Here is a 23374-nt window from a genome sequence, read left to right on the forward strand (position 1 = left end):
GGGCCCGGACGCACCACGCGTCCGGGCCCTCGGGCATGGCCGTCCCACCTCCCGCGCTACAACGGAAGGTGGCCCTGCGGCGGGACGCGCGGGGGCTGGGCGGGGACCAGGGAGGTGCCGCGGTGGCGCCCGTAGGCGGTGTAGCCGCCAAGGTCGCCGGTGGCCTGGACCGGCAGGGTCAGGCTCGGGTACGGGAGGTCCTGCGCGTACGTGTTGGTGATCGCCGGAGGCGCGCCGTACGAGGGGCGGCTCGCCGCGTAGTCCTCGTTCGAGCGCTCGTGCGGAATGGCGCGGAACATCCGCCGCCACTCGCTCTCCAGCGAGTTGTAGATCGGGGTCAGTAGGTCGTGGGTCGGCGCCGCGGGGACATCCACGGCGACGACGGGGTGGCCGAGGGCCCGGCTGCTGATGGAGTCATCGAAGCTGAACACACCAAGCCCAACGAACGTGACGCGCAGGCGTTGCGGTCTCGACCCCGAACCGTCACCAAAGCCACACGCGACGCGAGCGCGTCGATGGGTGTCCGGGCCCGCCCGGGCCCTGTCCGGGGGACCTCGGCCGGTCCGACGACCACCTCGCTACGCGAGCCCGCGGACCACGTCCACCATCGCGCCGGTCACGGTCGCCAGATCGTCCGGGCCCATCACGTACGGCGGCATCGTGTAGACGAGCCGCCCGAACGGCCGGATCCACACGCCCCGTTCGACGAACGCGGGCTGGACGACCGTCATGTCCACCGGCTCGGCCAGCTCGATCACGCCGATCGCGCCCAGGACCCGGACGTCGGTCACGGCCGGCAGGTCGCGGGCCGGGGCCAGGCCCTCGCGCAGGCCCGCCGACAGGGTTCCGACGGTTTCCCGCCACGGCCCGGACAGCAGCAGGTCCACGCTCGCGCCCGCGATGGCCGCCGCGAGCGGATTGGCCATGAAGGTCGGGCCGTGCATGAACGCGCCGCCCTCGCCGCGCGAGATGACCTCGGCCACCTCGTCCGTGCACAGCGTCGCGGCCATCGTCAGATAGCCGCCGGTCAGCGCCTTGCCCAGGCACATGATGTCCGGCGCGATCCCGGCGTGGTCGCACGCGAACAGCTCGCCGGTCCGCCCGAAGCCGGTGGCGATCTCGTCCGCGATCAGCAGCACGCCGTGCAGGTCGCACAGTTCGCGCACGCGGCGCAGGTAGGCGGGGGAGTGGAAGCGCATGCCGCCCGCGCCCTGCACGATCGGCTCCAGGACCACCGCCGCCACGGTCGAGCCGTGCCGGTCGAGCAGGTCCTCGATCGCGGCGGTGTCCTCGGCGCGCGGGTCGGTGTCGAAGCCCGCCGGCGGAATCGGCGCGAACAGGTGCGCCGGCAGCACGCCGGAGAACAGGTGGTGCATCCCGCCGACCGGGTCGCACACCGCCATCGCGCCGAAGGTGTCGCCGTGATAGCCGCCGCGCACGGTCAACAGCCGGGTGCGCTCGGGCCGGCCGCGACCGCGCTGGTATTGGAGCGCCATCTTGAGCGCGACCTCGACCGCGACCGAGCCGGAGTCGGCGAAGAAGACCTTGTTCAACGGCTCGGGAGTGATCTCGACCAGGCGCCGCGCGAGCCGCACGGCCGGCGGGTGGGTGAGCCCGCCGAACATCACGTGCGCCATCGCGTCCACCTGGGCGTGCGCGGCCGCGTTCAGGACGGGGTGGTTGTACCCGTGGATCGCCGCCCACCACGACGACATCCCGTCGACGAGCTCGCGCCCGTCGGCGAGCCGGAGCCGGACACCCTCGGCGCCCACCACGGGAAACAGCGGCGAGCTGCCGTCCGTACTCGCGTACGGGTGCCAGATGTGCCGCCGGTCGTAGGAAACCAGTTCGTCGCCGTAGGCCGCGTCGTAGTGCTCCATAGGCCCGGCACGCTATCGGAACTCGGGAGGCGGCCCGGAATCGGCCGCCTCCCGATCACGCGCGGGGCGACGACCGTCGGGTCCTCGCCCAAGGTGATGGCTCGTCAGATCCCGCTGACCGGCACCGATCCGGCCGCGAGCAGGTTGCGCCGGCCGGCCTCGTCGAGCGCGGCGGCGAGCTCGTCGTTGCCGGTGTGGATGCCGATCGTGCCGACCGGGGCCGCGAACAGGAGCACGACGCCGTGCGTCTTCGCGGCGTTCAGCCACGCCTCCGGCACCTCGGCCGGGGTCTGCGCCTGCCACCACGCCTCGGTCCGGCCGCCCGCGCCCGGGAACAGGACCGCGGTCAGGTAGCCGTCGCTCATCTGTACCGACCAGCCGCCGAGCAGCGGCGGCAGCGTCTCGTCGGGGGTGGCGATCGGGGCGAACCCACGCTCGCCCAGCAGCGACAGGAACTCGTCCTGTGCCCCGGGCGTGCCCGGGCGGGCCACCGCCGCGCCGGGCTCGACCACGAGCGCCGCGTAGGTCACGCCCGCGCACACGACCATGCTGCCGGTGATCGAGATCGGCACCGGGCCGCCCGGCACCACCGTCTGCACCGCGAGCCCGGGGTTGGCCTGCGCCGCGAGCAGCGGTTCGACCGCGGCCTCGGACACCGGGATCACCTGCGAGGGGATGCAGCGGGTGTGCGCGAACGCGAGCACGGCCGTCTCCTCGGCGAGGTACAGCAGCGCGCTGGTCTCCACGGAGGTGGTGTCGCCCTCGCCGCGGCAGGAGGCGCACGCGTAGGTCTGGGGGCCGGTCTCCCCCGCCACCAGGCGGGCGGCCTCGTCGTCGCCGATCTCGGCGCGGACCTCGGGGCTGACGTCGAGCAAGCGTGACACGGAAGGCTCCATCGGTAGGGGGGTGCGCGGGGAACGTGGGGGATCTCCGTCTGCGTTGTCGCGCCGGGACGTTACCGCCTGGTGACGTTGTGTCACCTGGTGATTGGGAGAACGTCACCCCTATGGGGCATGCGCGCCCTGAAAGCGCCTGGGCCATTCGGGGCACGGCGCCGGAGTGCGCGCCCGGGCACGAGCGAGTGCGGCACGAGGGGTTCGATCTTTGCTTCACGTGCGCGAATAATCACGCAGAGTTGATTTGATATCGAATCGGTTGCTTATTGATCACCGGAGAGTCACGGGAAAAACGATAGGCAAAGTGCGGCGATATACCCATGAAACCGGACATAAAACCACCTATTTATGCGATGAGAGCCTCGGTATGTTTCCCTGAAGAGACCCCCGGGCAAGTCACGCCCGGTAACAAGTGCGGGATACAACCTTCCCTCGGGACAGCCTGAGGGAGAGGGCGTTCCACCCCGGACGTAACGCCGCTGCCGTGACGTTTTTGCGGCGGCCGTATCCCGCACCCGTAGCCCGCGACGCCGGTGTCCTCATCACGGCGGCACACCGGCCCGGAACCGAAATTTTCGGTTCCGTCCCGTCGCGGCCCTAATGACGAGGTGCATGTGTCCAGACTCCGGGCCGAAGGCCTGTACAAGATTTTCGGCCGACGGGCCGACGACGCGGTCAAGCGGCTTCGGGCCGGCGAGAGCCGCGACGATGTCCGCAAGAACAACGTCACGCCCGCCGTCATCGACGTCTCCTTCGAGGTCGCCGAGGGCGAGATCTTCGTCGTGATGGGCCTGTCCGGCTCCGGCAAGTCGACACTCCTGCGGATGCTCAACGGCCTCCTGGATGCCACCGCCGGCGCCGTCTACATCGACGACCGGGATCTGACCTCGCTGCCCGGCAAGGAACTGCGCGACGTGCGCGCCCGGCGCATCAGCATGGTCTTCCAGCACTTCGCGCTCTTCCCGCACCGCACGGTCCTGGAGAACGCCGGCTACGGCCTCTCCGTCCAGGGCGTCCCGGCGGCCGAACGCGACCGGCGCGCCCGTGAGGCGCTCGCGCTGGTGGGTCTCGAAGGCTGGGAGGACTCCGCGCCCGGTCAGCTCTCCGGCGGCATGAAGCAGCGGGTGGGCCTGGCCCGCGCGCTCGCCACCGACGCCGACATCCTGCTGATGGACGAGTCGTTCAGCGCGCTCGACCCGCTGATCCGCCGCGAGATGCAGGACCAGCTCCTGGAACTCCAGGAGAAGCTGCACAAGACCATCGTGTTCATCACGCACGACCTCAACGAGGCGATGCGCCTGGGCGACCGGATCGCGATGATGCGCGACGGTCGCGTCGTCCAGATCGGCACCGCCGAGGACATCCTGACCGACCCCGCGAACGACTACGTGGCGTCCTTCGTCGCCGACGTGGACCGCACCCGGGTGCTGACCGCCGGATCGATCATGGAGGACTCGCGCGCCACGGTGACGTGCGGCGAGGGGCCCCGGGTCGCGATGCGCACGATGCGCGAGGCGCAGACCACGGCGGCCTTCGTGGTGGACACCCGCGAGAACGGCCGCCGCCTCCTCGGCGCCGTCACCGACGCGGCGGTCACCGAGGCCGCGCGGGTGGGGGACCGGACGATCCAGCCCGAGCCGGGCCTGGACGTGGTCACCGTGACCCCGCAGACGCCGGTCGCCGAGCTGTTCACGCCCTGCGCCGAGAGCCGGCTGCCGCTCGCGGTGGTCGACGAGGCGATGCGCCTGGTCGGGGTGATCCCGAGGGTGAGCCTGCTGGCCGCGCTCGGCAACGCGGCGCAGACGATGTCGACCGACTCCGACGGCACACTCGGGGTGACCGACACCGGCAGCGTCAAGATGCTCGTGCCCGTGGGCGCGGGGGAGAAGCTGCTCCCGGTCGGCGCCGAGACCGCGGACGGCGAGGTGCGTCACGATGCCTAGGATCCATCTCGGAGACTGGGCCGAGAGCCTCGTCGACTTCATGCGTGACAACTTCGGGTGGCTGTTCGACTTCATCACCGACGTCGTCGGCGGTGCGGTCACCCACCTGGCCGACTGGCTGACCGACTCGCCGCTGCCCGCGGTGGTCGTGCTGTTCGCGGCGATCGGCTGGGCCGTGCGCGGCCCGGTGTTCGGGCTGATCGCGGTGGCCGGGTTCCTGCTGATCGACGGCCTGGACATGTGGGCACCGGCGATGGCCACGCTGGCCCTGGTGCTCGTGTCGGCGGTCGCCGCGCTGATCATCGCGATCCCGCTGGGCATCCTGACCGCCCGCAGCCGCGCGGTCGGCACGGTGGTCAAGCCCGTGCTCGACTTCATGCAGACCATGCCGGCCTTCGTGTACCTGATCCCGGCGATCACGTTCTTCGGTATCGGTGAGGTACCGGGCGTCGTGGCCACCGTGATCTTCGCGCTCCCGCCGGGCGTGCGGATGACCGAGCTGGGCATCCGCAGCGTCGACGCGGAGATGGTCGAGGCCGGCGAGGCGTTCGGCACCAGCGAGTGGAGGATCCTCAAGGACATCCAGTTCCCGCTCGCGCTGCCGACCGTCATGGCCGGCGTCAACCAGGTCATCATGCTGTCGCTGTCGATGGTGGTCACCGCCGGAATCGTCGGCGCGGGCGGCCTGGGCAGCGAGGTGTTCGGCGCGTTGTCGAACAACAACGTGGGCCTGGGCGTCGAGGCCGGTGTCGCGGTGGTCGTGCTCGCGATCTACCTCGACCGCACGGTCAGCGCGGCCGGAGAGCGGGTCGAGGCCCGCGCCCGGCGCGCCGCCACCGCGCGCTCCTCGGCGGCCTTCACCCCGCAGTGGTTGCTCGACTGGCGTCCGCGCCCGGTCGTCGCGGTCGGCGGCGTGGTCACGATCGCGCTGATCGCGGGGCTGATGGGCGGTTTCGGGCTCGGCGCCGCGGACGACGGCAAGAAGAAGATCACGATCGGCTGGATCCCGTGGGAGGAGGACGTCGTCGTCACCCACGTGTACAAGCAGCTCCTGGAGAAGCGCGGCTACGACGTCACGCTCAAGCAGCTCGACGTGGGACCGCTGTTCCAGGGCCTGGCGCGCGGCGACATCGACCTGTTCATGGACGCGTGGCTGCCGACGCTGCACAAGAAGTACATGGACGAGTACGGCGCCAAGCTCGAAGAGATCGGGCAGTGGTACCAGAACGTCGACGTCCAGCTCGCGATCCCGAAGAACCTGCCGTACAACACGGTCGAGGAACTCAAGGGCCACGAGAAGGAGTTCGGCAACCGCATCGTCGGCATCGAGCCGGGCGCGAACATCATGGACCTGACCGAGAAGAAGCTGATCCCGGACTACGGGCTCGACTTCGACCTGGTCAAGAGCAGCACGCCCGCGATGATCGCCGAGCTGGACCGCGACATGGCGGCCAAGAAGCCGATCGTGGTGACGATGTGGCGTCCGCACTGGGCGTACACGAAGTACGACATCAAGCCGCTGGCGGACCCGAAGAAGTCCTATGGCGAGGCGGGCTGGATCAGCTCGATCGGCCGCAAGGGGTTCGCGAAGGACTTCCCGGAGCTCAACGGGTGGATCAAGAACCTGAAGATCGACGACACGATCCTCGGGCCGCTGGAGAAGAAGGTCTTCGTCGACTTCGACGGGAAGCCGAACGCGTCGGAGGAGGGCGTCCGGGCGTACCTGAAGGAGAACCCGGAGGTCGAGGCGAAGTTCCTGTCCCAGCTGCCGCCGGCGAACGGCGAGCAGCCGAAGAAGGACGGGGACCCGGCCAAGGACGCGCAGCCGCAGTCGCTGCCGGCGCTGACGCGCGAGACGGCGGGGGTCTCCTGACCCTCGGACCGCCCGCGGGCGGGTGAGTACGCGAAGGGCGCCACACGGAATCCGGAATCCGTGTGGCGCCCTTCGCGTGTTTCGTCGGTGCGGTTCGCGGTTGCGGACGCGCGCCTCACGCCTTGCGCCTCACGCCTTGCGCCTCGCGCTCGCGCCTCGCGTCAGTCGAGGATCCGCCAGTCGGCGTTCGGGGCGATCGGCACGCAGTTGAAGCCCCACTTGGAGGCGCCGTTCGCGAACGCCTTGAAGAACGTCTCGGCCGGCTGACCGAGGATCTGCCCCCGCGAGTCCTCGCCGTTGTGCCGGCTGAGTTGGTAGGCGACCGTGTGCCCGTCGCAGCCGCTCATGACGGTGACCTTGCCCACGACGGTGCCCGCGAGCGCGGCGTCGTTGGGGACGCCGATCGCCGGCAGGCGCTCGCTCAGCGTGCCGCGCTCGCCGGGATACTCGGTGCCGGGCGCGAGGTAGCCGTGCACGATCGCGAAGGACAACACGCGGGTGCCGTCCAGGAACAGGTCGCAGCCCTGGATCGCGCCGGGGCCCTCGGGCGTCGCGGACGCGGTCCACCGACCGCGCTGATCGCCGGCGGCCTGTGGGCCGAGCGCGGCGGGGTCGAGCATGCCGCACACGGGCGCGTCGGTGATCGGCTTCGGCTCGCTCGCGGGTGGGATCGTGCCGGGGCGGGGCGTCTCGGGCTCGCCGCAGCCGGCCGCCTTGGAGACCCCGTTGGCGATCGCGACCGTCAGCTCGGCGAGCTGTTGGCGCTGGTCCGGCGGGGGTGTGCCGCCCGCGGGCCCGACCGTCCGGGCCCGGATCAGTATCGGCACCGGGTCGGCGACGTTCTGCACCCGGCACTCGCGGACCAGCCACGCGTCGTCGGCGCCGGCCATCCCGTAGAGCCGGTTCTGCCCATTGCCGATCGGCGCGGACCTGGTGGTGGTCAGGCCGGGGAGTTGTACGCGCTCGGCGCCGGCCATGTTGAACAGGAAGGCCGAGCCGATGAACGTCCGGCCGCCGGCGGTGACCTGGCAGCGCAGCACCGGGTAGTGGGGGAGGGGCGGTTGGTCGGTGCTCGTGGTGGCGTCGCCCGCCGGGAGCAGGCCGGTGATCGCGGTGGTCGGCAGCAGGTCGCCGCACACGGTGGCGCCGGCGGGTTGCAGCCCGGACCCGGTGGGTGTGCCGGCGGAGGGCTCGGCGGTGGTCCGTGAGGGGGAATCCGAACAGCCGGCCGCGAGCAAGCAGGCGGTCACCAGGCTCGCCACGTGCAAGGCCGGACGCAGCCTGGAGCGAAGCATGGGGTCAGGGTATCGGGCCGCTCAGCGCCGGTTGCCCTTCACCCACCAGCCGGTCAGCGCCCCGGCCGCGAACGCCCCGATCAGCACGATCCACATCGGTGCGGCCAGCGTGGGGATCCAGAACCGGATGGTCGCCGACTTGGTGTTGGCCAGCACGAACCAGACGCTCAACACGACGATCGCCGCGATGCAGAGCGTGCGATAGGAGACGCCGCCTACGTTGCCGCCTCCGGCGCCCGATTTCGAGGTCTTTGCCATATTTCAGATTGTATTACGCAATCGATCGATCACGCTCGGGCATGCCGGCTTGACCATCTCTTGAAAGTTGCTTGCAGCAACAAAGCACGCTATGGTTGTACCAAGCAACGAGTGTCGGGGGTGGGGAAGCCGCGTCCGGGCGCAGAGCATCCGAAGCAAGAGGGGCACGCATGACCAACGCACCGGCCGCGGAGGCATCGGCGGAACCGATGTCGCACCGGCAGATCATGGAGGCCCTCTCGGGGCTTCTGCTCGGGCTGTTCGTGGCGATCCTGTCGTCCACGGTGGTCTCGAACGCACTGCCGCGGATCATTTCCGACCTGCACGGCAGCCAGACCTCGTACACGTGGGTGGTCACCGCGACGCTGCTCGCGATGACCGCGACCACGCCGATCTGGGGCAAGCTCGCCGACCTCACCAGCAAGAAGCTACTGGTCCAGCTCGCGCTGGTGATCTACGTCGCGGGCTCCGCGCTGGCCGGTCTGTCGCAGAACACGAGCATGCTGATCGGGTGCCGGGTCATCCAGGGCGTCGGCGTCGGCGGGCTGACCGCGCTCGCGCAGGTCATCATGGCCGCGATGATCTCGCCGCGGGAGCGCGGCCGGTACAGCGGCTACCTCGGCGCCACGTTCGCGCTCGCGACCGTCGGCGGGCCGCTGATCGGCGGCGTGATCGTGGACACCCCGTGGCTGGGCTGGCGCTGGTGCTTCTACGTCGGCGTGCCGTTCGCGGTGGCCGCGATCGTGATCCTGCAGAAGACCCTCAAGCTTCCGGTGGTCAAGCGGAAGGTCACGATCGACTACCTGGGCGCGACGCTGATCAGCGCGGGTGTCTCGCTGCTGCTCGTGTGGGTCTCGCTCGCGGGCAAGAACTACGACTGGGTCTCCTGGCAGACCGCGGTGATGGTGTTGGGCTCGCTGGCCCTGCTCGGCTTGGCCGTTCGGGTCGAGGGTCGGGCGGCCGAGCCGATCATCCCGCTGTGGCTGTTCAAGGAGCGCACGATCGTGCTCGCCGTGATCGGCAGCCTCGCGGTGGGTCTGGCGATGATGGGCGCGTCGGTCTTCCTGAGCCAGTACTTCCAGATCGCGCGGGGCAAGTCGCCGACCCTGTCCGGCCTGATGACGCTGCCGATGATCGGCGGCCTGGTGATCGCGTCGACCATCGTCGGCAAGCTGATCACCGCGACCGGCCTGTGGAAGCGCTACCTGGTGATGGGCGGCGTCTCGCTGACCATCGGCCTGAGCCTGATGGGCACCGTCCGCGCGGACACCGACCTACGGGTGCTCGCGGTGTACATGTTCCTGGTCGGCGTGGGCGTCGGCGCGCTCCAGCAGAACCTGGTGCTGGCCGTGCAGAACGCGGTGCCGATCCACCAGTTGGGCGCGGCCAGTTCGGTCGTGGCGTTCTTCCGCAGCCTCGGCGGCGCGGTCGGCGTCTCGGCGCTGGGCGCGGTGATGGCGAGCAAGGTCACCGGCTACCTCGCCGACGGCGGGCTCAAGGCGGGTGCCGGCGGCGGCGCGGGTATCCCGAACGTGCGGGAGCTGCCGGAACCGGCCCGCGGCATCGTCGAGGGCGCGTACGGCCACTCGGTCGGCGACATCTTCCTGTTCGCGGCCCCGTTCGGGCTGATCGCGCTGATCGCGGTGCTGCTGATCAAGGAGGTCCCGCTGCAGAGCTCGCAGGCGGTGGTGGTGGCGAAGGCCGAGCCGCAGACGCCGACGGCGGACGTCGCGGCGGAGATCGAGAAGCACGCCCCGGTGGACGTCCCGGCGGACGGGGACGAGGGCGCCGTGCGCTTCGACAAGGTCGAGGCGCGAACGCGATAGCCCTTCCGGGCAGAGACGACGTCAGGGCGGCCCCTCGCTTCGGGGCCGCCCTGAGGTGTGCTCGGATCAGTACTGGTAGAAGCCGCGCCCGCTCTTCTTGCCGAGCAGGCCGGCGTCGACCATGCGCAGCAGCAGCGGCGGCGAGCTGTACAGCTGCTCCTTGAACTCGTCGTAGAGGCTGTCGGCGACGGCCTTGATCGTGTCCAGGCCGATCAGGTCGGTCAGCCGCAGCGGGCCCATCGGGTGCGCGCAGCCCAGCACCATGCCGTTGTCGATGTCCTCGGCCGAGGCGAAGCCGGACTCGAACATGCGGATCGCGGACAGCAGATAGGGCACCAGCAGCGAGTTGACCACGAAGCCCGCGCGGTCCTGGGAACGGATCACGGTCTTGCCGAGCACGTCGGCCGCGAACGCCTCCGCACGGGCGGCCGTCGCCTCGTCGGTGAGCAGCGAGGGCACCAGCTCGACCAGCTTCTGCACCGGCACCGGGTTGAAGAAGTGGATCCCGACGACCTGTTGCGGGCGGGCCGTGGCCATGCCGAGCTTCATGATCGGGATCGAGGACGTGTTCGACGCCAGGATCGCGTCCTCGCGCAGCACCACCTTGTCCAGCGTCGCGAAGACCTGCGTCTTGACCTCTTCGATCTCGGCCACGGCCTCGATCACCATGTCGCGGTCGGCGAACTCGCCGAGATCGGTGGTGTAGGTGATCCGCGCCAGCGCCGCGTCCCGATCGGCCTCGGCGAGCTTGCCCGCCTTGACCCCGCGGTCGATCGACTTGGCCACCCGGGCCCGCCCGGCCTCCGCCGCGGCCTGACTCGTCTCCGCCACCAACACGTCGAGCCCGGCCTTCGCACACACCTCGACGATCCCGGACCCCATGAGCCCGGCCCCTACCACCCCTACACGTCGTACATCGGACACCGTGCACACCTCGTTCCACTTGCTGCCGTCGGCCTCCCCGGCATCCTCTCAGGTGGTGGTCAGCGGGCGTCGATGCGCTTGACGGGTTGGCCGGTGAGCTTGGCGATCACCTCGAAGTCGCGGTCCGCGTGGAGCAGCACAAGGTTGTGTCGGGCCGCCGTGATCGCGGCCACGAGATCCACGACGCTTGCGCATTCGTGTTGCGACTTCTCCCAGAGGCGGTGCTGTAGCGCTGCAGCTTCGGTCCATACGGATTCCGGCACGTGGAAGTAGGGCAGCATGTCGTTCGTGAGCGTGTCGAGCGCTTCGTACGCTGCCTGTGGACCCACACCACGCAGAAACTCGAGCCGGATCGGCTCGCACAGGCCGACCCGTCCGGCCGCGAACGGCTCATGCCATGCTTCGCTGGTCTGCCTGCGGAAGAACCGTACGAGCGCCGAGGTGTCCGCGAGGTAGAGATCCTGGGTCACCGCGAGTCCTGCGGGGGCTCGTACTCCTCGGGCAATCCGAGCACTTCCATGTTCAGAGCACCCTCTGCGACCAGCTCTCTTATCCGGTCGATGGCTACCGTTCGACGCTCGATCTCGGCGGCGGCGATCCGTCGTAGGGCTGTGTTGATCGTGTCGCGCGTCGTCGTGGTGCCCAGCATCCGAGCGACTATGCCCAACGCTTCGTCGTCGACGTCGATCAATGTCTCGGACATGGTGGCTCCTCAGGTGGATTCCGCCGCTGAAGAGAGCATATTCCCACCTTTCGGAGCCCTACCGTTGAGCTGAACGGCCCAGTTCCCGTGTATGCCCTCTGACCAGTGCGAAGTCACCTTTGGGCGTCCTTTTGGTTCACCCGAAGGAGCGAGTCTCGTCCACCGATCTCAGTGCGGTGCCGCGTCCATGTCCGGCAAGGGGTACGGGAACTTGGCGCTTACCGCGCCGTCGACCGTGAGGATTTGGCCGCTGATGTAGCGGGCCAGGTCGCCGGTGAGGAAGAGCAGGGGGCCGGCGATGTCGGCGGGGAGGGCCACGTCGTTCAACGGGGCGTTGGCGGCGTTGGCGTTGCGGCCGGGTTCGCCGAGGTAGGCCGAGACGCGTGGGGTCCACACGACGCCGGGGGCCACCGCGTTGACCCGTACGCCGCTCGGGCCCAGTTCCACCGCGGCCGAGCGGACCAGCGAGATCAGGCCCGCCTTGGCCGCGCCGTAGGCCGCGTGCATCGGGGCGCCGGTCAGGCCGGAGACCGAGGCGACGAAGGTGATCGCGCCGCCGCCGCGCGCGGCCATGTGCGCGCCGCCGAGCTGGAGGGCGAGCAGGGCGTGTCGCAGCACGATGTCCTGGTGCCAGGTCCAGTCCTCGTCGGTGGTCGAGAGCAGGTCGGCGTACTTGCTCATGCCGATGATGTCCACCACGGCGTGCGCCCGGCCGAGTTTGTCCTCGACGTCGGACCACAGCCGCGTCACGTCCGCGCGCGAGGTCGCGTCGCCGGACCACGCGATGCCGTCGACCTCCTTGGCGATGTCCCGTGCGAGGTCCGGTTCGCGGTCCACCGCGAACACCCGGGCGCCGGCCTGGGCGAGGGCGTGGGTGGCCTGGCGGCCGATGCCCTGGCCCGCGCCGAGGACGACCACGCTGCGGCCGTCGAGTCGCAGGCGGGTGGGGTAGTCGGGGACCTCGGAGTCGTCGGTTCGGGTCATGGCGCCGACGCTAGGCAGGACCTGACGCACTGTCAATCGTTGTTCGGGGCGGATGGGTCAGCCGAACTGACGGACTGTCAATCGTTCTCCCGGCGTGGCAATGTTTGACCCAGGCAATCAAAATTTCGGCGTTAGGGAGTCCGTCATGGGCGAGCACATGGGACATGGCGTCAAGCAGCGCGACCGGGTCCGGATGACCGAGGAGGAGGTCGCCGCGTTCCTCGCCGAGCGGCACTCGATGACGATGTCGACGCTCGCTGCCGACGGCAGCATCCACTCGGTCGGCATGTGGTACGGGTTCCTGGAGGGCGAGATCGGCCTGGAGAGCAAGGCCCGCGCGCAGAAGGTGCTCAACGTGCGCCGCAACCCGACCATCACGTGCCTGGTCGAGGCGGGCGACTACTACGAGGAGCTGCGCGGCGTGTCCATCGTCGGCCAGGCCGAGGTGGTCGAGGAGCCGGAGCGGATCTGGGAGCTGGGGGTGAGCGTGTTCAGCCGCTACGCCGCGCCGTACATCGAGGAGATGCGCCCGGCCGTCGAGATGATGCTGAACAAGCGTGTGGTGATCAAGGTCGTCCCCGACCGCATCGTGTCGTGGGACCACCGCAAGCTCGGTCTGCCCTCCACGCGCCCCAGTTGACCGGCGCGTACCCGTTGGCCGGTGGATCTGGCGACGCCGGATCCAGTCAGGTAGCCTGTCCGCTTACTTGATCGAGACAAGTATTGGTGAGGGAGTACACAGTGCCGATCGGATTCGCCCCAGAGCATCAGGCGTTCGCGGAATCGGTCGCCGGTTTCGTCGCTCGCCACGCCTCGATCGAGGACACCCGCCGGGCCGTCGACGACCTGTCCGCCGGCGCGCCCCCCGCGTGCTGGGACGCCCTGGTCGGCCAGGGCCTGACGGCCGTACACCTGCCGGAGGAGCACGGCGGCGCCGGCGCGGGCGTGCTCGAACTGGCCGTCGCCCTGGAGGAGGCGGGCCGCGGCCTGCTGCCCGGCCCGTACCTGCCGACCGTGCTGATGAGCGCGATCCTGGACCGGTACGCGGGCGTCGACGCCGGCAAGGTGCTGCTGCCGCTGTTCGCCGAGGGAGCCACCGGCGCGGTCGCCGTCGCGCCGAGCCTGACGGCCCATCAGACCCAGGTCGGCTGGGAGATCAACGGCGTCGTCGAGCCGGTCCTGGGCGCCGTCGGCGCGAAGTACCTGCTGCTCGGCGCGAACACCGACACCAACCCCGGCCGTGACGAGCAGATCTGGTTCGTGGTCAAGCCCGGCACCAAGCGCACCATCGAGGTCGACCCGCTCGACCCGGTCGACCTGGCCCGCGGCGTCGCCCGGGTCACCGCGCGCGGCCTGGAGATCACCGCGTCCCAGGTGCTCACCGGCATCACCACGGCGCGCGTGCGCGAGCTGGCCGCGATCCTGGCCGCCGCCGAGGCGGTCGGCGTGGCCCGCTGGTGCTTCGATACCGCGCTCGCCTACGTCAAGATCCGCGAGCAGTTCGGCGTCGCCGTCGGCTCGTTCCAGGCGATCAAGCACAAGGCGGCGAACCTCTTCACCCGGATCCAGCTGGCCACCGCGGCCGCGTGGGACGGCGCCCGCGCCGCCGACGACACCGCCGAGGACGCCGCCGAGCAACTGCGCCTGGCCGCCGCCGAGTCCGCCGTGGTGTGCCTGCCGCTGGCCCGCGAGATCGCGCTGGACTGCATCACGATGCTCGGCGGCATCGGCTTCACGTGGGAACACGACATCCACTTCTACTGGCGTCGCGCGGTCTTCCTCGCCCAGTGGCTCGGCCCCTCGGGGGAGTGGACCGCGCGGCTGGGCCGGGCCGCCCTGGAGAGCATCGGCGGCGGCCCGACCCGCCGCTTCGACCTCGAACTCGACGAGGGCGACATCGCGAACTTCCGGGCCGAGGTGGCCGCGAACCTCGCCGCGGCCCGCGACCTCGAGGAGCCCGCCCGCCGGCAGCGCCTGGCCGAGTTCGGATATGTGTCGCCGCACTACCCCAAGCCCTACGGGATCGCCGCCACCCCGGCCCAACAGGTGGTCGTCCAACAGGAGTTCGCCCGGATCGGACTGACCCAGCCGAGCACCGTCATCGGCGAGTTCGCGCTGCCGACGATCATGTCGCACGGCACCGACGCGCAACGCGACGCGTACGTCCCGGCCGCGCTCCGCGGCGACATCATCTGGTGCCAGCTCTTCAGCGAACCCGGTGCCGGCTCCGACCTCGCGTCGCTGACCACCCGCGCGACCAGGGTCGAGGGCGGCTGGCGGCTCAACGGCCAGAAGGTGTGGAACTCCAAGGCGCACGAGGCGCAGTTCGGCATCTGCCTGGCCCGCACCGACCAGGACGCGCCCAAGCACAAGGGCATCACGTACTTCATCGTGGACATGTCCACGCCCGGTATCGACGTGCGCCCGCTCAAGCAGTCCAACGGCCAGTCGGAGTTCAACGAGGTCTACCTCGACGACGTGTTCGTGGCCGACGACCAGGTCGTCGGCGACGTCAACGCCGGGTGGCGGATCGCCCGCACCACGCTCGCCAACGAGCGGGTGATGATCGCGGGCGGGCCCGGCATGCAGGCGTTCGGCAAGCTGCTCGCCGACCTCGGCGAGACCGGCGCCGCGTGGGCGGACACCGCGCTCGCGAGCAGCCTGGGCGGCTTCGCGGCGGAGAACTTCGCGCTGCGCGCGCTGACCCTGCGCTCGACCCTGCAGCAGTTGTCCGGGCTCAACCCCGGCGCCGCCTCCAGCGTGCTCAAGCTCGCGGTCACCGAACACCAGCGGGCGGTCGTCACCGCGCGGCTGGACCGGATCGGCGCGGGCGGTACGCACAACGACGCTCTCGGCGGCGAACTGCTCACCGCCTACCTCTCCCTCCCATCGGTCCTGCTCGGCGGCGGTACCCGGGAGATCCAGCTCAACGTCGTCGCCGAACGCATCCTGGGCCTGCCCAGGGGCTGACCCGACGTCACTTCGCCTGCGCCACCGCATTTCCCGGCTACCACCGCAGTCCACGGCTATCAGGGAGACCACGTGCACATCGCCTACACACCCGAGCAGGAGGACCTGCGGCGGGAGCTGCGCGAGTACTTCGCGCGGATCATGACGCCCGAGATCCGGGCCGAGCAGGCCGCGGGCGAGACCAGCCTGATGGGCAAGGAGGGCGCGTACTGCCGCGTCGTCAAGCGGATGGGTGAGGACGGCTGGCTGGGCATCGGCTGGCCCAAGGAGTACGGCGGCCAGGACCGCTCGATGCTGGAGCAGTTGATCTTCACCGACGAGGCCACCCTCGCCGGCGCGGCCGTACCGTTCCTGACCATCAACACCGTCGGCCCGACGCTGATGGAGTACGGCACGCAGGAGCAGCGCGACTTCTTCCTGCCGAAGATCCTCGCCGGCGACATGCACTTCTCGATCGGCTACTCGGAGCCCGGCGCCGGTACCGACCTGGCCGCCTTGACCACCAAGGCGGTTCGGGACGGCGACGACTGGATCATCAACGGCCAGAAGATGTGGACGTCGCTGATCCACGTGGCCGACTACGTGTGGCTCGCCGCGCGCACCGACCCGGAAGCGCCCCGGCACAAGGGCCTGACGATGTTCCTCGTGCCGACGAACGCCGAGGGCTTCTCCTGGACCCCGATCAAGACCATGGGCGGCCAGACCACGTCGCAGACGTTCTACGAGAACGTGCGGGTGCCCGCCTCGGCGATGGTCGGCGAGCTCAACGGCGGCTGGAAGCTGATCACCGGCCAGCTCAACCGCGAGCGGGTCGCGCTGTGTTCGGCCGCGGCCATCCAGCTCGCGCTGCACGAGACCCGCCGCTGGGCCGAGCGGGCCGTGCTCGCCGACGGCTCGCGGGTGATCGACCGCGAGCACGTGCAGGCCAACCTCGGCCGCGTGCACGCCAAGGTCGAGTTCCTCAAGCTGGTCAACTGGAAGATCGCCTGGTCGGTCGACCACGGCACCAAGGTCGGGCCGGCCGACGCGTCGGCGACGAAGATCTTCGGCACCGAATTCGCCACCGAGGCATACCGGTTGCTCATGGAGTGCATGGGCGAGGACGCGTACGTCCAGCAGGACTCGCCGGGCGCGGTACTGCGCGGCCGGCTGGAGAAGATGCACCGCACCGCGCTCATCCTCACCTTCGGTGGCGGCACCAACGAGGTGCAGCGCGACATGATCGCGATGCTGGGCCTGGGCCTGCCGCGACCGCCCCGCTGACTGACCCGCCGTCACCACGCTGACAAGGACAGGTGAAATGGACTTCGGTTACACGGAAGAACAGCAGGACCTGGTGGGCCTGGCGGGGCAGATCCTCGGCGAGCGGGTCACCCACGAGGCGCTCACCGCGCTGGACAGGAAGGTCGAGGGCGACGGCGCGCCGCGCCTGGACCGCGACCTGTGGGCGGAGTTGGCCAAGGCCAACCTGCTCGGGATCGGGCTGCCCGAGGAGTTCGGCGGTTCGGGCTACGGCGTCTTCGAGCAGTGCCTGATCCTGGAGCAGGTCGGACGCACGCTCGCGCCGGTCCCGTTCGGGCCCTCGATCGCGGTCGCCGCGTCGACCCTGAACCGGCTGGGTACGCAGGAGCAGAAGCAGACCTGGCTGCCCGACGCCATCGCCGGGACGAAGATCCTGACCTACGCGCTCGCCGAGCCGTTCGGTCGGGACGGTGCCGCGCCGGACACCAAGGCGGTGCAAACGGACGGCACTTGGCGCCTGGACGGGGTCAAGACCGGCGTGCCCGCGGCGACCGTCGCGGACCTGCTGCTGGTGTCGGCCCGCATCGAGGCCGGCGCGGGCGTGTTCCTGGTCGACCCGACGGCCGCGGGGGTGCGGATCGAGCCGCAGCTCACCACCGCCAAGGAGATCGCCGGCCTGGTCACCCTGGAGGGCGTGGTCGGCGTGCCGCTGGGCGGCCCCGACGCGGCGATCGAGCTGCGTGACCGGGCCACCCTGGCGCTGTGCGCGACCCAGCTCGGGGTGACCGAGAAGGCGATGCGCGAGACCGCGAAGTACGCGAGCGAGCGGATCCAGTTCAAGCGCCCGATCGGCTCGTTCCAGGCGGTGGGACACCGGCTCGCCGACGCCTACATCGACGTCGAGGGCATTCGGCTGACCACGTGGCAGGCCGCGTGGCAGGAGGCCGAGGGGCTGGACGCGGCGGAGGCGATCGCGACCGCGAAGTTCTGGGCGGCCGACGGCGGTCACCGTGTCGCGCACGCGGCCGTGCACGTGCACGGCGGGATGGGCGTGGCGGAGGAGCACTTCATCCACCGCTACTTCAACCACGCCAAGCAGATCGAGCTCTCCCTCGGCGGCGCGACCGAGCAGGCCCTGCGGATCGGCGCGGGCTTCGCGGCCACGCCGGCGGGCGAGTTCGCCTGATCGGGCTCGGGGTTCTCGGACCCGAGCCCCGACCTTGCATGGTGCAGGCGCACTCCCGTGATGCCTGCGATTTCTGCGATGCCCGCAATTTCCGTGCTTCCCGTGCTTCCCGTGATTCCTGGAGACGAAGAACATGAGCGAACCCCACGCCCTCGTCGAGCGGGACGGCCACGTCCTGATCGTCACGATGAACCGCCCGGAGGCCCGTAACGCGGTCACCGGCGAGATGATCGAGATCCTCGAAGCCGCCTGGGACGAGGTCAACGAAAACCCGGACATCCGGGTCGCCATCCTCACCGGCGCCGGCGGCGCGTTCTGCGCGGGCGCCGACCTCAAGGCGATGAGCAAGCGCGCCCCGGGCGACGCGTTCAAGGGCAGCGGCGACGGCAGCAAGCCCGCGATGGACATGTCCGTCATGAAGTGGTGCCTCAAGGGCTTCACCCTCACCAAGCCCCTGATCGCCGCCATCGAGGGCCCCGCCATCGCGGGCGGTACCGAGATCCTCCAGGCCACCGACATCCGGGTCGCCGGCGAATCGGCCCGGTTCGGCGTTTCGGAGGTGCGTTGGGGCCTGTTCCCGCTCGGCGGCTCCGCTGTGCGCCTGCGCCGACAGATTCCGTACACTGTCGCCGCCGACCTGCTGCTGACGGGCCGCCACATCAAGGCGCCCGAAGCAAAGGAGCTCGGCCTGATCGGTCATCTCGTACCGGACGGAAGCGCGCTGGAGAAGGCGAAGGAGATCGCCCACCAGATCGCCGCCAACGGTCCGATCGCCGTTCAGGCGGTACTGCGCGTTCTGCGTGAAACCGACCAGTTGACCGAGGAAGATGCGTTCAAGCTGGAATCGCAGATCGGAATGCGGGTATTCATGAGCGCCGACGCGAAGATCGGCCCGCGAGCCTTCGCGGAGAAGAAGACCCCGGAGTTCAAGGGCACCTGATGTGCCATCGGAAGACTTCGGCTTGAAACGGGCCCGCCGGGTCAGGGACGGCAATCCCCCGGCGGGTCCTCTCATGTTCACGCCCGAGCGGTTACGCGGGTTGCGTCGTTCCGTGCGGAATTTGCGTCGGTGCCGCCGCGGGCACACTGCGTGCCTGTACCTCCTGGGCGAGCACGACCACCGCGAGCAGGCCCAGCGCGACCCCGAGACCGATCACGTTCGTGCCGTTGCCGACGGATCGGCACGACCAGCCGATCAGGGTCGCGAACAGCCAGAACGCCGCGATGTACAGGCCCGGCGCGTCCCGACGGCGCAGGAACGCCACCAGGAAGAGCACGGCGAGCAGGATGAACGGCGCGATGGCGGCGAACTCCTGGCTCTTGAGGTCGCTCGCCGTCCAGCCGTCCGCGTCGCCGAAGGCGGAGAACGCCTGGTGTCGGTGGACCCTGTGGCTGGACGGCGCGAACGGCGCGGAGACCAGGCCCGCGAGCGGGCCCCACACCAGCAGAACGGCCAGCCGGGCGGACCACAGCAGCGCGACGGCCGCGGCCAGGCCCGCCCCGAGCGCGTCGGCGACGTCGCGCGCGATCGCCACCGTGCGACCGATCGGCAGCGGGCCCTCTTGCAGGGCCTCGGCGAGGGTGCGGCCGTCGACGAACTCCATCACCAGGAAGGGCGTCGGCTCGTCGCCGGTGAGGTCCTCGCCGACGTCGTACAGCGTCGCGACGCCGGGGTGCGACAGCGCGGCCACGGTCCGGGCCTCGCGGCGGAAGCGGTCGCGGAACTCCTGTTGCCTGGTCAGCTCGGCGGGCAGCACCTTGACCGCGACGGTGCGGCCGAGTTCGCGGTCGACGCTGCGCCAGACCGCGCCCATCCCGCCGCGCCCGACCGCCTGGCCCAGTTCGTACCGTCCCCCCAGAACGCGCATGTCTCCCCCGGAGCATCGTGAAGCGGGCTTGCGTGGATCGCGCGAGGCGCGGTTTCGAGCCGCGGTATTGCGAAGCGTGGTTTCAGGCCGTGGTTTCGAGGCTGGTTTCGGAGCGTGATTTCGGGGCTTTCGTGGCGAGAAAGTACCGCCGGACGCCGGGGTCTCGGGAGTGCTTTGCCGGATCGTGTCCGAAGACCGTCGGGTAAAGTGACTCAGTCAAGGAATTTGGGGGGTGGGCGTGGACGCGGACGTCATCGTGGTCGGCGGCGGGACCAGCGGCGCGGTGCTCGCCGCGCGGCTCTCCGAGGACCCCGGCCGGCGGGTGCTGCTGCTCGAACAGGGGCCCGACGACAGCGCGTACGACGACTCGGTGTTGCGCCCCGAGCGGGCCGGCGCGGTGTGGGGCGGGACGCCGTTCACCACGTCGTACGCGATGCGCGGCGCGGATCGCACGGTCGACATGGTGCGCGGGCGGGTGCTCGGCGGGACGTCCGCGATCAACTACATGGCCACCGTGCGCGGCCAACCCGGCGACTACGACGCGTGGGCCGCGCGCGGGCTGCCCGGGTGGGGCTGGGACGACATCCTGGCGACCTTCCGGGCGATGGAGACCGACCTGGATCACGGGTCCACCGAACTGCACGGCCGCGCCGGTCCGTTGCGGGTGCGGCGGTGGCGCCGCGAGCAGTTCGCGCCGTGCCACGCGGCGCTCGTGGACGGGCTGCGCGAACTCGGCGTCGGGTGGACCGAGGACGTCAACGACCCCGCGTCGCTGCCCGCGGTCGGCGCGTTTCCGGCGACGGTCGATCCGGTCACGGGCGAACGACTCACGGTGAGTCGGGCCTACCTGACACGTGCCGTGCGGGAGCGCGGGAACCTCACCGTGAGGGTGGGCGTGACGGTCGATCGGGTGCTGTTCGACGGCGCGGTGGTCCGGGGCGTGCGTACGGCGGACGGTGGTGGGTTCACCGCGCGCGAGGTGGTGGTGTGCTGCGGCGCGATCGAGTCGCCGGCGCTGCTGTTGCGCTCGGGCGTCGGGCCGGGCGGCGCGGTCGCGGAGCTGCCGGGCGTGGGGGCGAACCTCCAGGACCACGTGGGTCCTTCGCTGCTGTACCGCCAGGCCGAACCGGTTCCGCTCGTGGGCAGCCCGGCGCAGACGTTGTGGTTCGGGCGCACGCCGGGCGCGCCGCGGATCGACTTCCACGTGCTCGCGATCCCGGTGGACGACGTGCACTTCGCGATCGTGCCGTTCCTGCTCGACATCGCCGGGCGCGGCGCGGTGACGCTGGACGACGCGGGGGCGGCGGTCGTGACGATGCCCGAGCCGGACGCGGCCGACCGCGAGCGGCTGCGCTGGGTCGTGGGCGAGCTGGCGAAATGGGAGCGGACGAGCGCGTACCGGGCGCTCGGGGCGACCCGGCTGCTGCCGGCGGGCGAGTTGACGGTCCCCGAGGGCGTGATCAGTTACGGCCACCTGGGTGGCTCGTGCGCGATGGGTCCGGACGGGGATCCCGGCGCCGTGCTCGATCGGGACTGCCGGGTCAGGGGGGTCGAGGGGTTGCGGGTCGTGGACGCGTCGGCGATGCCGGTGCTGCCGGCGGGGAACACGTATCTGGGCTGCGTGATGATGGCGGAGCGGGTGGCCCGGTCGGTGGGGTGAGGGTGCGGTCGGCGGAGCTATTCTTTTGACCAAGTCAAGGGTAAGTTGACCGTCCCTGCTTCGATCCGGACCGGATCCGCGCCTCGGCTTGGTCCTTCGACACCCGGGTCCCGAAGCGTCCGTTCATCCGCCGTGGGAGCCGACCATGACGCCCGTCAGCCCGTCGTTCAACCTCGCAGACCTCTTCGAGATCGTGGTCGACGCGATTCCCGACCGGACCGCGTTGGTCGCGGGCGAGGTACGACTGACCTACCGTCAGCTCGACGAGCGCGCCAACCGGGTCGCACACCACCTGCTCGGTGCCGGGGTCGAGCCCGGCGACTTCGTCGGCATCCACGCGTGGAACCGCGCGGAGTGGGTCGAGGCGATGATCGGCTGTTACAAGGCGCGCGCGGTGCCGATCAACATCAACTACCGCTACGTCGAGGCGGAGCTGCGCTACCTGTACGAGAACTCCGGGATGGTCGCGGTCGTCGCCGAGCGCTCGTTCGCCCCGCTCACCGCCGCGATCCGGGCCGACTTCCCGGCGCTGAGGCACGTGCTGATCCTGGAGGACGGCTCGACCGAGCCCGCCGAGGACACCGTCGGCTACGAGGACGCGCTCGCGGCGGCCTCGCCCGCCCGCGACTTCGGCGCGCGCAGCGGCGACGACGTGTACGGCCTGTACACGGGCGGCACGACCGGGATGCCCAAGTGCGTGCTCTGGCGTGGCGAGGACATCTTCTTCGCGGCCCTGCAGGCCGGTCGCGGCGCCCGGCCGAAGTTGGCGACGCCGGACGAACTCGCGGAGACGGTCCGCGAATCGGCCGGGCTGACCATGCTCGGCCTCGCGCCGATGATGCACGGCGGCGGGCAGTGGTCGATGTGGAACACCTTCTACATGGGCAACACCTTCCTGATGTGGACCGGGCGCAGCTTCGAGGCCGACACCGTGATGGCGCTCACGGCGCGGGAGAAGGCGCTGTCGATGGCGGTGGTCGGGGACGGCATGGGCCGCCCCATCGCGGACTGGCTCGCGGCCAACCCCGACACGTACGACCTGTCCGCGCTCGCGGCGATCAGCAACGGCGGCGCGCCGATGAGCACGGCGGTGCGGCAGGCGCTGGAGAAGGCCGGCCTGTTCGTCATCGACAGCTTCGGCGCGTCCGAGACCGGCGCGGCCGCGCGACAGACCGGCACGCTCGGCGCGGCCACCCGGTTCGCGTCCTCGGAGACCACGACCGTCCTCGACGATCGGCTCGTCCCGGTCGAGCCGGGCTCGGGTGTCGTGGGCCGACTGGCCGTCAGCGGGCACATCCCGCTCGGGTACCACGGCGACGAGGAGAAGACGAAGGCGACGTTCGTGCTCGACCCCGACGGGCGCCGCTGGGTGCTGCCCGGCGACTTCGCGCTGATGGAGCAGGACGGCAGCATCATCCTGCTCGGGCGCGGCAGTTCGACCATCAACACCGGCGGCGAGAAGGTCTACCCCGACGAGGTCGAGGGCGCGCTCAAGACGCACGCCGACGTGTTCGACGCGGTCGTGGTCGGCGTCCCGGACCCGCGCTTCGGCCAGGCGGTGACGGCGCTCGTCGTGGTCCGCGAGGGCACCTCCCCGGCGCCGGAGGCGATCACCGCGCACGCGCGCACCCAGATCGCCGGGTACAAGGCGCCCAAGCGGATCCACTTCGTCGAGTCGATCCCGCGCACGGCGGCGGGGAAGGTGGACCTGCGCGCGGCCAAGGCGCGGGCGGAGGAGTTGTCGGAGGAGCCGGCGCGGTAGGGCGGGCTTTTCGGGGCCGGGCGGGTGGGGCGGCGGGGCGGGGCGGGTCCGCCCCCGGCTCGCTCCGGCCCGGCCTGCTTGGTCGGTTCGGCCTGCTCGGCCTG

At 70.6% G+C, this 23374-nt stretch carries 20 protein-coding genes; 10 read left to right on the top strand and 10 right to left on the bottom strand.

Annotated elements, in window-relative coordinates:
* Window positions 1-56: 56 nt before the first annotated feature.
* From OG928_RS26010 to OG928_RS26020, 3 genes are all read right to left on the bottom strand, one after another.
* Window positions 57-431: a hypothetical protein gene (locus OG928_RS26010; RefSeq protein ID WP_406287919.1), complete on the bottom strand. Its 375-nt coding sequence runs from the start codon at window positions 429-431 to the stop codon at window positions 57-59.
* Between the two features lie 147 nt (window positions 432-578).
* Window positions 579-1880: an adenosylmethionine--8-amino-7-oxononanoate transaminase gene (gene bioA / locus OG928_RS26015; protein WP_406287921.1), complete on the bottom strand. Its 1302-nt coding sequence runs from the start codon at window positions 1878-1880 to the stop codon at window positions 579-581.
* A 104-nt stretch (window positions 1881-1984) separates the two neighbouring features.
* Window positions 1985-2764, bottom strand: a complete 780-nt coding sequence (locus OG928_RS26020) for a hypothetical protein (protein WP_406287922.1) — start codon at window positions 2762-2764, stop codon at window positions 1985-1987.
* A gap of 626 nt (window positions 2765-3390) precedes the next feature.
* Between OG928_RS26020 and OG928_RS26025 the strand changes: the two genes are divergently transcribed.
* Both OG928_RS26025 and OG928_RS26030 read left to right on the top strand, forming a co-directional pair.
* The gene (locus tag OG928_RS26025) at window positions 3391-4719 is read left to right on the top strand and encodes a glycine betaine/L-proline ABC transporter ATP-binding protein (protein ID WP_406287924.1); all 1329 of its coding nucleotides are present in this window, start codon (window positions 3391-3393) and stop codon (window positions 4717-4719) included.
* Window positions 4712-6592, top strand: a complete 1881-nt coding sequence (locus OG928_RS26030) for an ABC transporter permease/substrate binding protein (RefSeq protein ID WP_406287926.1) — start codon at window positions 4712-4714, stop codon at window positions 6590-6592. The genes OG928_RS26025 and OG928_RS26030 overlap by 8 nt, the downstream gene beginning before the upstream one ends.
* A gap of 161 nt (window positions 6593-6753) precedes the next feature.
* On the opposite strand, the gene OG928_RS26035 is transcribed toward OG928_RS26030, so the two are convergent.
* The gene (locus OG928_RS26035) at window positions 6754-7887 is read right to left on the bottom strand and encodes a hypothetical protein (RefSeq protein WP_406287928.1); all 1134 of its coding nucleotides are present in this window, start codon (window positions 7885-7887) and stop codon (window positions 6754-6756) included.
* A gap of 21 nt (window positions 7888-7908) precedes the next feature.
* Complete coding sequence (locus OG928_RS26040) at window positions 7909-8145, bottom strand: lipopolysaccharide assembly protein LapA domain-containing protein (protein ID WP_406287930.1); 237 nt, start codon at window positions 8143-8145, stop codon at window positions 7909-7911.
* A 170-nt stretch (window positions 8146-8315) separates the two neighbouring features.
* On the opposite strand from OG928_RS26040, the gene OG928_RS26045 reads away from it, so the two are divergent.
* Window positions 8316-9971, top strand: a complete 1656-nt coding sequence (locus OG928_RS26045; protein ID WP_406287932.1) for an MDR family MFS transporter — start codon at window positions 8316-8318, stop codon at window positions 9969-9971.
* A gap of 66 nt (window positions 9972-10037) precedes the next feature.
* Here the strand turns inward: OG928_RS26045 and OG928_RS26050 are convergent, their stop codons facing one another.
* The 4 genes from OG928_RS26050 to OG928_RS26065 form a co-directional block, all read right to left on the bottom strand.
* Window positions 10038-10895 carry a 3-hydroxybutyryl-CoA dehydrogenase gene (locus tag OG928_RS26050; RefSeq protein ID WP_406287934.1) on the bottom strand — a complete coding sequence of 286 codons (858 nt, stop codon included), beginning with the start codon at window positions 10893-10895 and terminating at the stop codon, window positions 10038-10040.
* A 59-nt stretch (window positions 10896-10954) separates the two neighbouring features.
* Window positions 10955-11365: a PIN domain-containing protein gene (locus tag OG928_RS26055; protein ID WP_406287936.1), complete on the bottom strand. Its 411-nt coding sequence runs from the start codon at window positions 11363-11365 to the stop codon at window positions 10955-10957.
* Window positions 11362-11598: a type II toxin-antitoxin system VapB family antitoxin gene (locus OG928_RS26060; RefSeq protein ID WP_406287938.1), complete on the bottom strand. Its 237-nt coding sequence runs from the start codon at window positions 11596-11598 to the stop codon at window positions 11362-11364. Before OG928_RS26060 ends, OG928_RS26055 begins: the two co-directional genes overlap by 4 nt.
* 168 nt (window positions 11599-11766) lie before the next feature.
* Window positions 11767-12582, bottom strand: a complete 816-nt coding sequence (locus OG928_RS26065) for an SDR family NAD(P)-dependent oxidoreductase (RefSeq protein ID WP_406287940.1) — start codon at window positions 12580-12582, stop codon at window positions 11767-11769.
* 145 nt (window positions 12583-12727) lie between these two features.
* Between OG928_RS26065 and OG928_RS26070 the strand changes: the two genes are divergently transcribed.
* The 5 genes from OG928_RS26070 to OG928_RS26090 all read left to right on the top strand — a co-directional run bounded on the left by OG928_RS26070 (window position 12728) and on the right by OG928_RS26090 (window position 18920).
* Window positions 12728-13222 carry a pyridoxamine 5'-phosphate oxidase family protein gene (locus OG928_RS26070; protein WP_406287942.1) on the top strand — a complete coding sequence of 165 codons (495 nt, stop codon included), beginning with the start codon at window positions 12728-12730 and terminating at the stop codon, window positions 13220-13222.
* A 101-nt stretch (window positions 13223-13323) separates the two neighbouring features.
* Window positions 13324-15552 carry an acyl-CoA dehydrogenase gene (locus OG928_RS26075; RefSeq protein WP_406287943.1) on the top strand — a complete coding sequence of 743 codons (2229 nt, stop codon included), beginning with the start codon at window positions 13324-13326 and terminating at the stop codon, window positions 15550-15552.
* A 72-nt stretch (window positions 15553-15624) separates the two neighbouring features.
* A complete protein-coding gene (locus tag OG928_RS26080; protein ID WP_406287945.1) occupies window positions 15625-16815 on the top strand; it encodes an acyl-CoA dehydrogenase family protein in 1191 nt (396 codons plus the stop codon).
* 37 nt (window positions 16816-16852) lie between these two features.
* Window positions 16853-17980: an acyl-CoA dehydrogenase family protein gene (locus tag OG928_RS26085; RefSeq protein ID WP_406287946.1), complete on the top strand. Its 1128-nt coding sequence runs from the start codon at window positions 16853-16855 to the stop codon at window positions 17978-17980.
* A gap of 133 nt (window positions 17981-18113) precedes the next feature.
* Entirely contained in the window at window positions 18114-18920 is an 807-nt protein-coding gene (locus OG928_RS26090) for a crotonase/enoyl-CoA hydratase family protein (RefSeq protein WP_406287948.1), read from the top strand.
* A gap of 91 nt (window positions 18921-19011) precedes the next feature.
* Here OG928_RS26090 and OG928_RS26095 read toward each other — a convergent pair whose 3' ends face one another.
* Window positions 19012-19848 carry a protein kinase domain-containing protein gene (locus OG928_RS26095; protein ID WP_406287951.1) on the bottom strand — a complete coding sequence of 279 codons (837 nt, stop codon included), beginning with the start codon at window positions 19846-19848 and terminating at the stop codon, window positions 19012-19014.
* Window positions 19849-20080: 232 nt separating this feature from the next.
* Here OG928_RS26095 and OG928_RS26100 point away from each other — a divergent pair, with 232 nt between their 5' ends.
* Window positions 20081-21508: a GMC family oxidoreductase gene (locus OG928_RS26100; protein WP_406287953.1), complete on the top strand. Its 1428-nt coding sequence runs from the start codon at window positions 20081-20083 to the stop codon at window positions 21506-21508.
* Between the two features lie 145 nt (window positions 21509-21653).
* Window positions 21654-23270, top strand: a complete 1617-nt coding sequence (locus OG928_RS26105; RefSeq protein WP_406287954.1) for an acyl-CoA synthetase — start codon at window positions 21654-21656, stop codon at window positions 23268-23270.
* Window positions 23271-23374 lie beyond the last annotated feature (104 nt).

Source organism: Embleya sp. NBC_00896 (genome assembly GCF_045207785.1).
GTDB lineage: Bacteria > Actinomycetota > Actinomycetes > Streptomycetales > Streptomycetaceae > Embleya.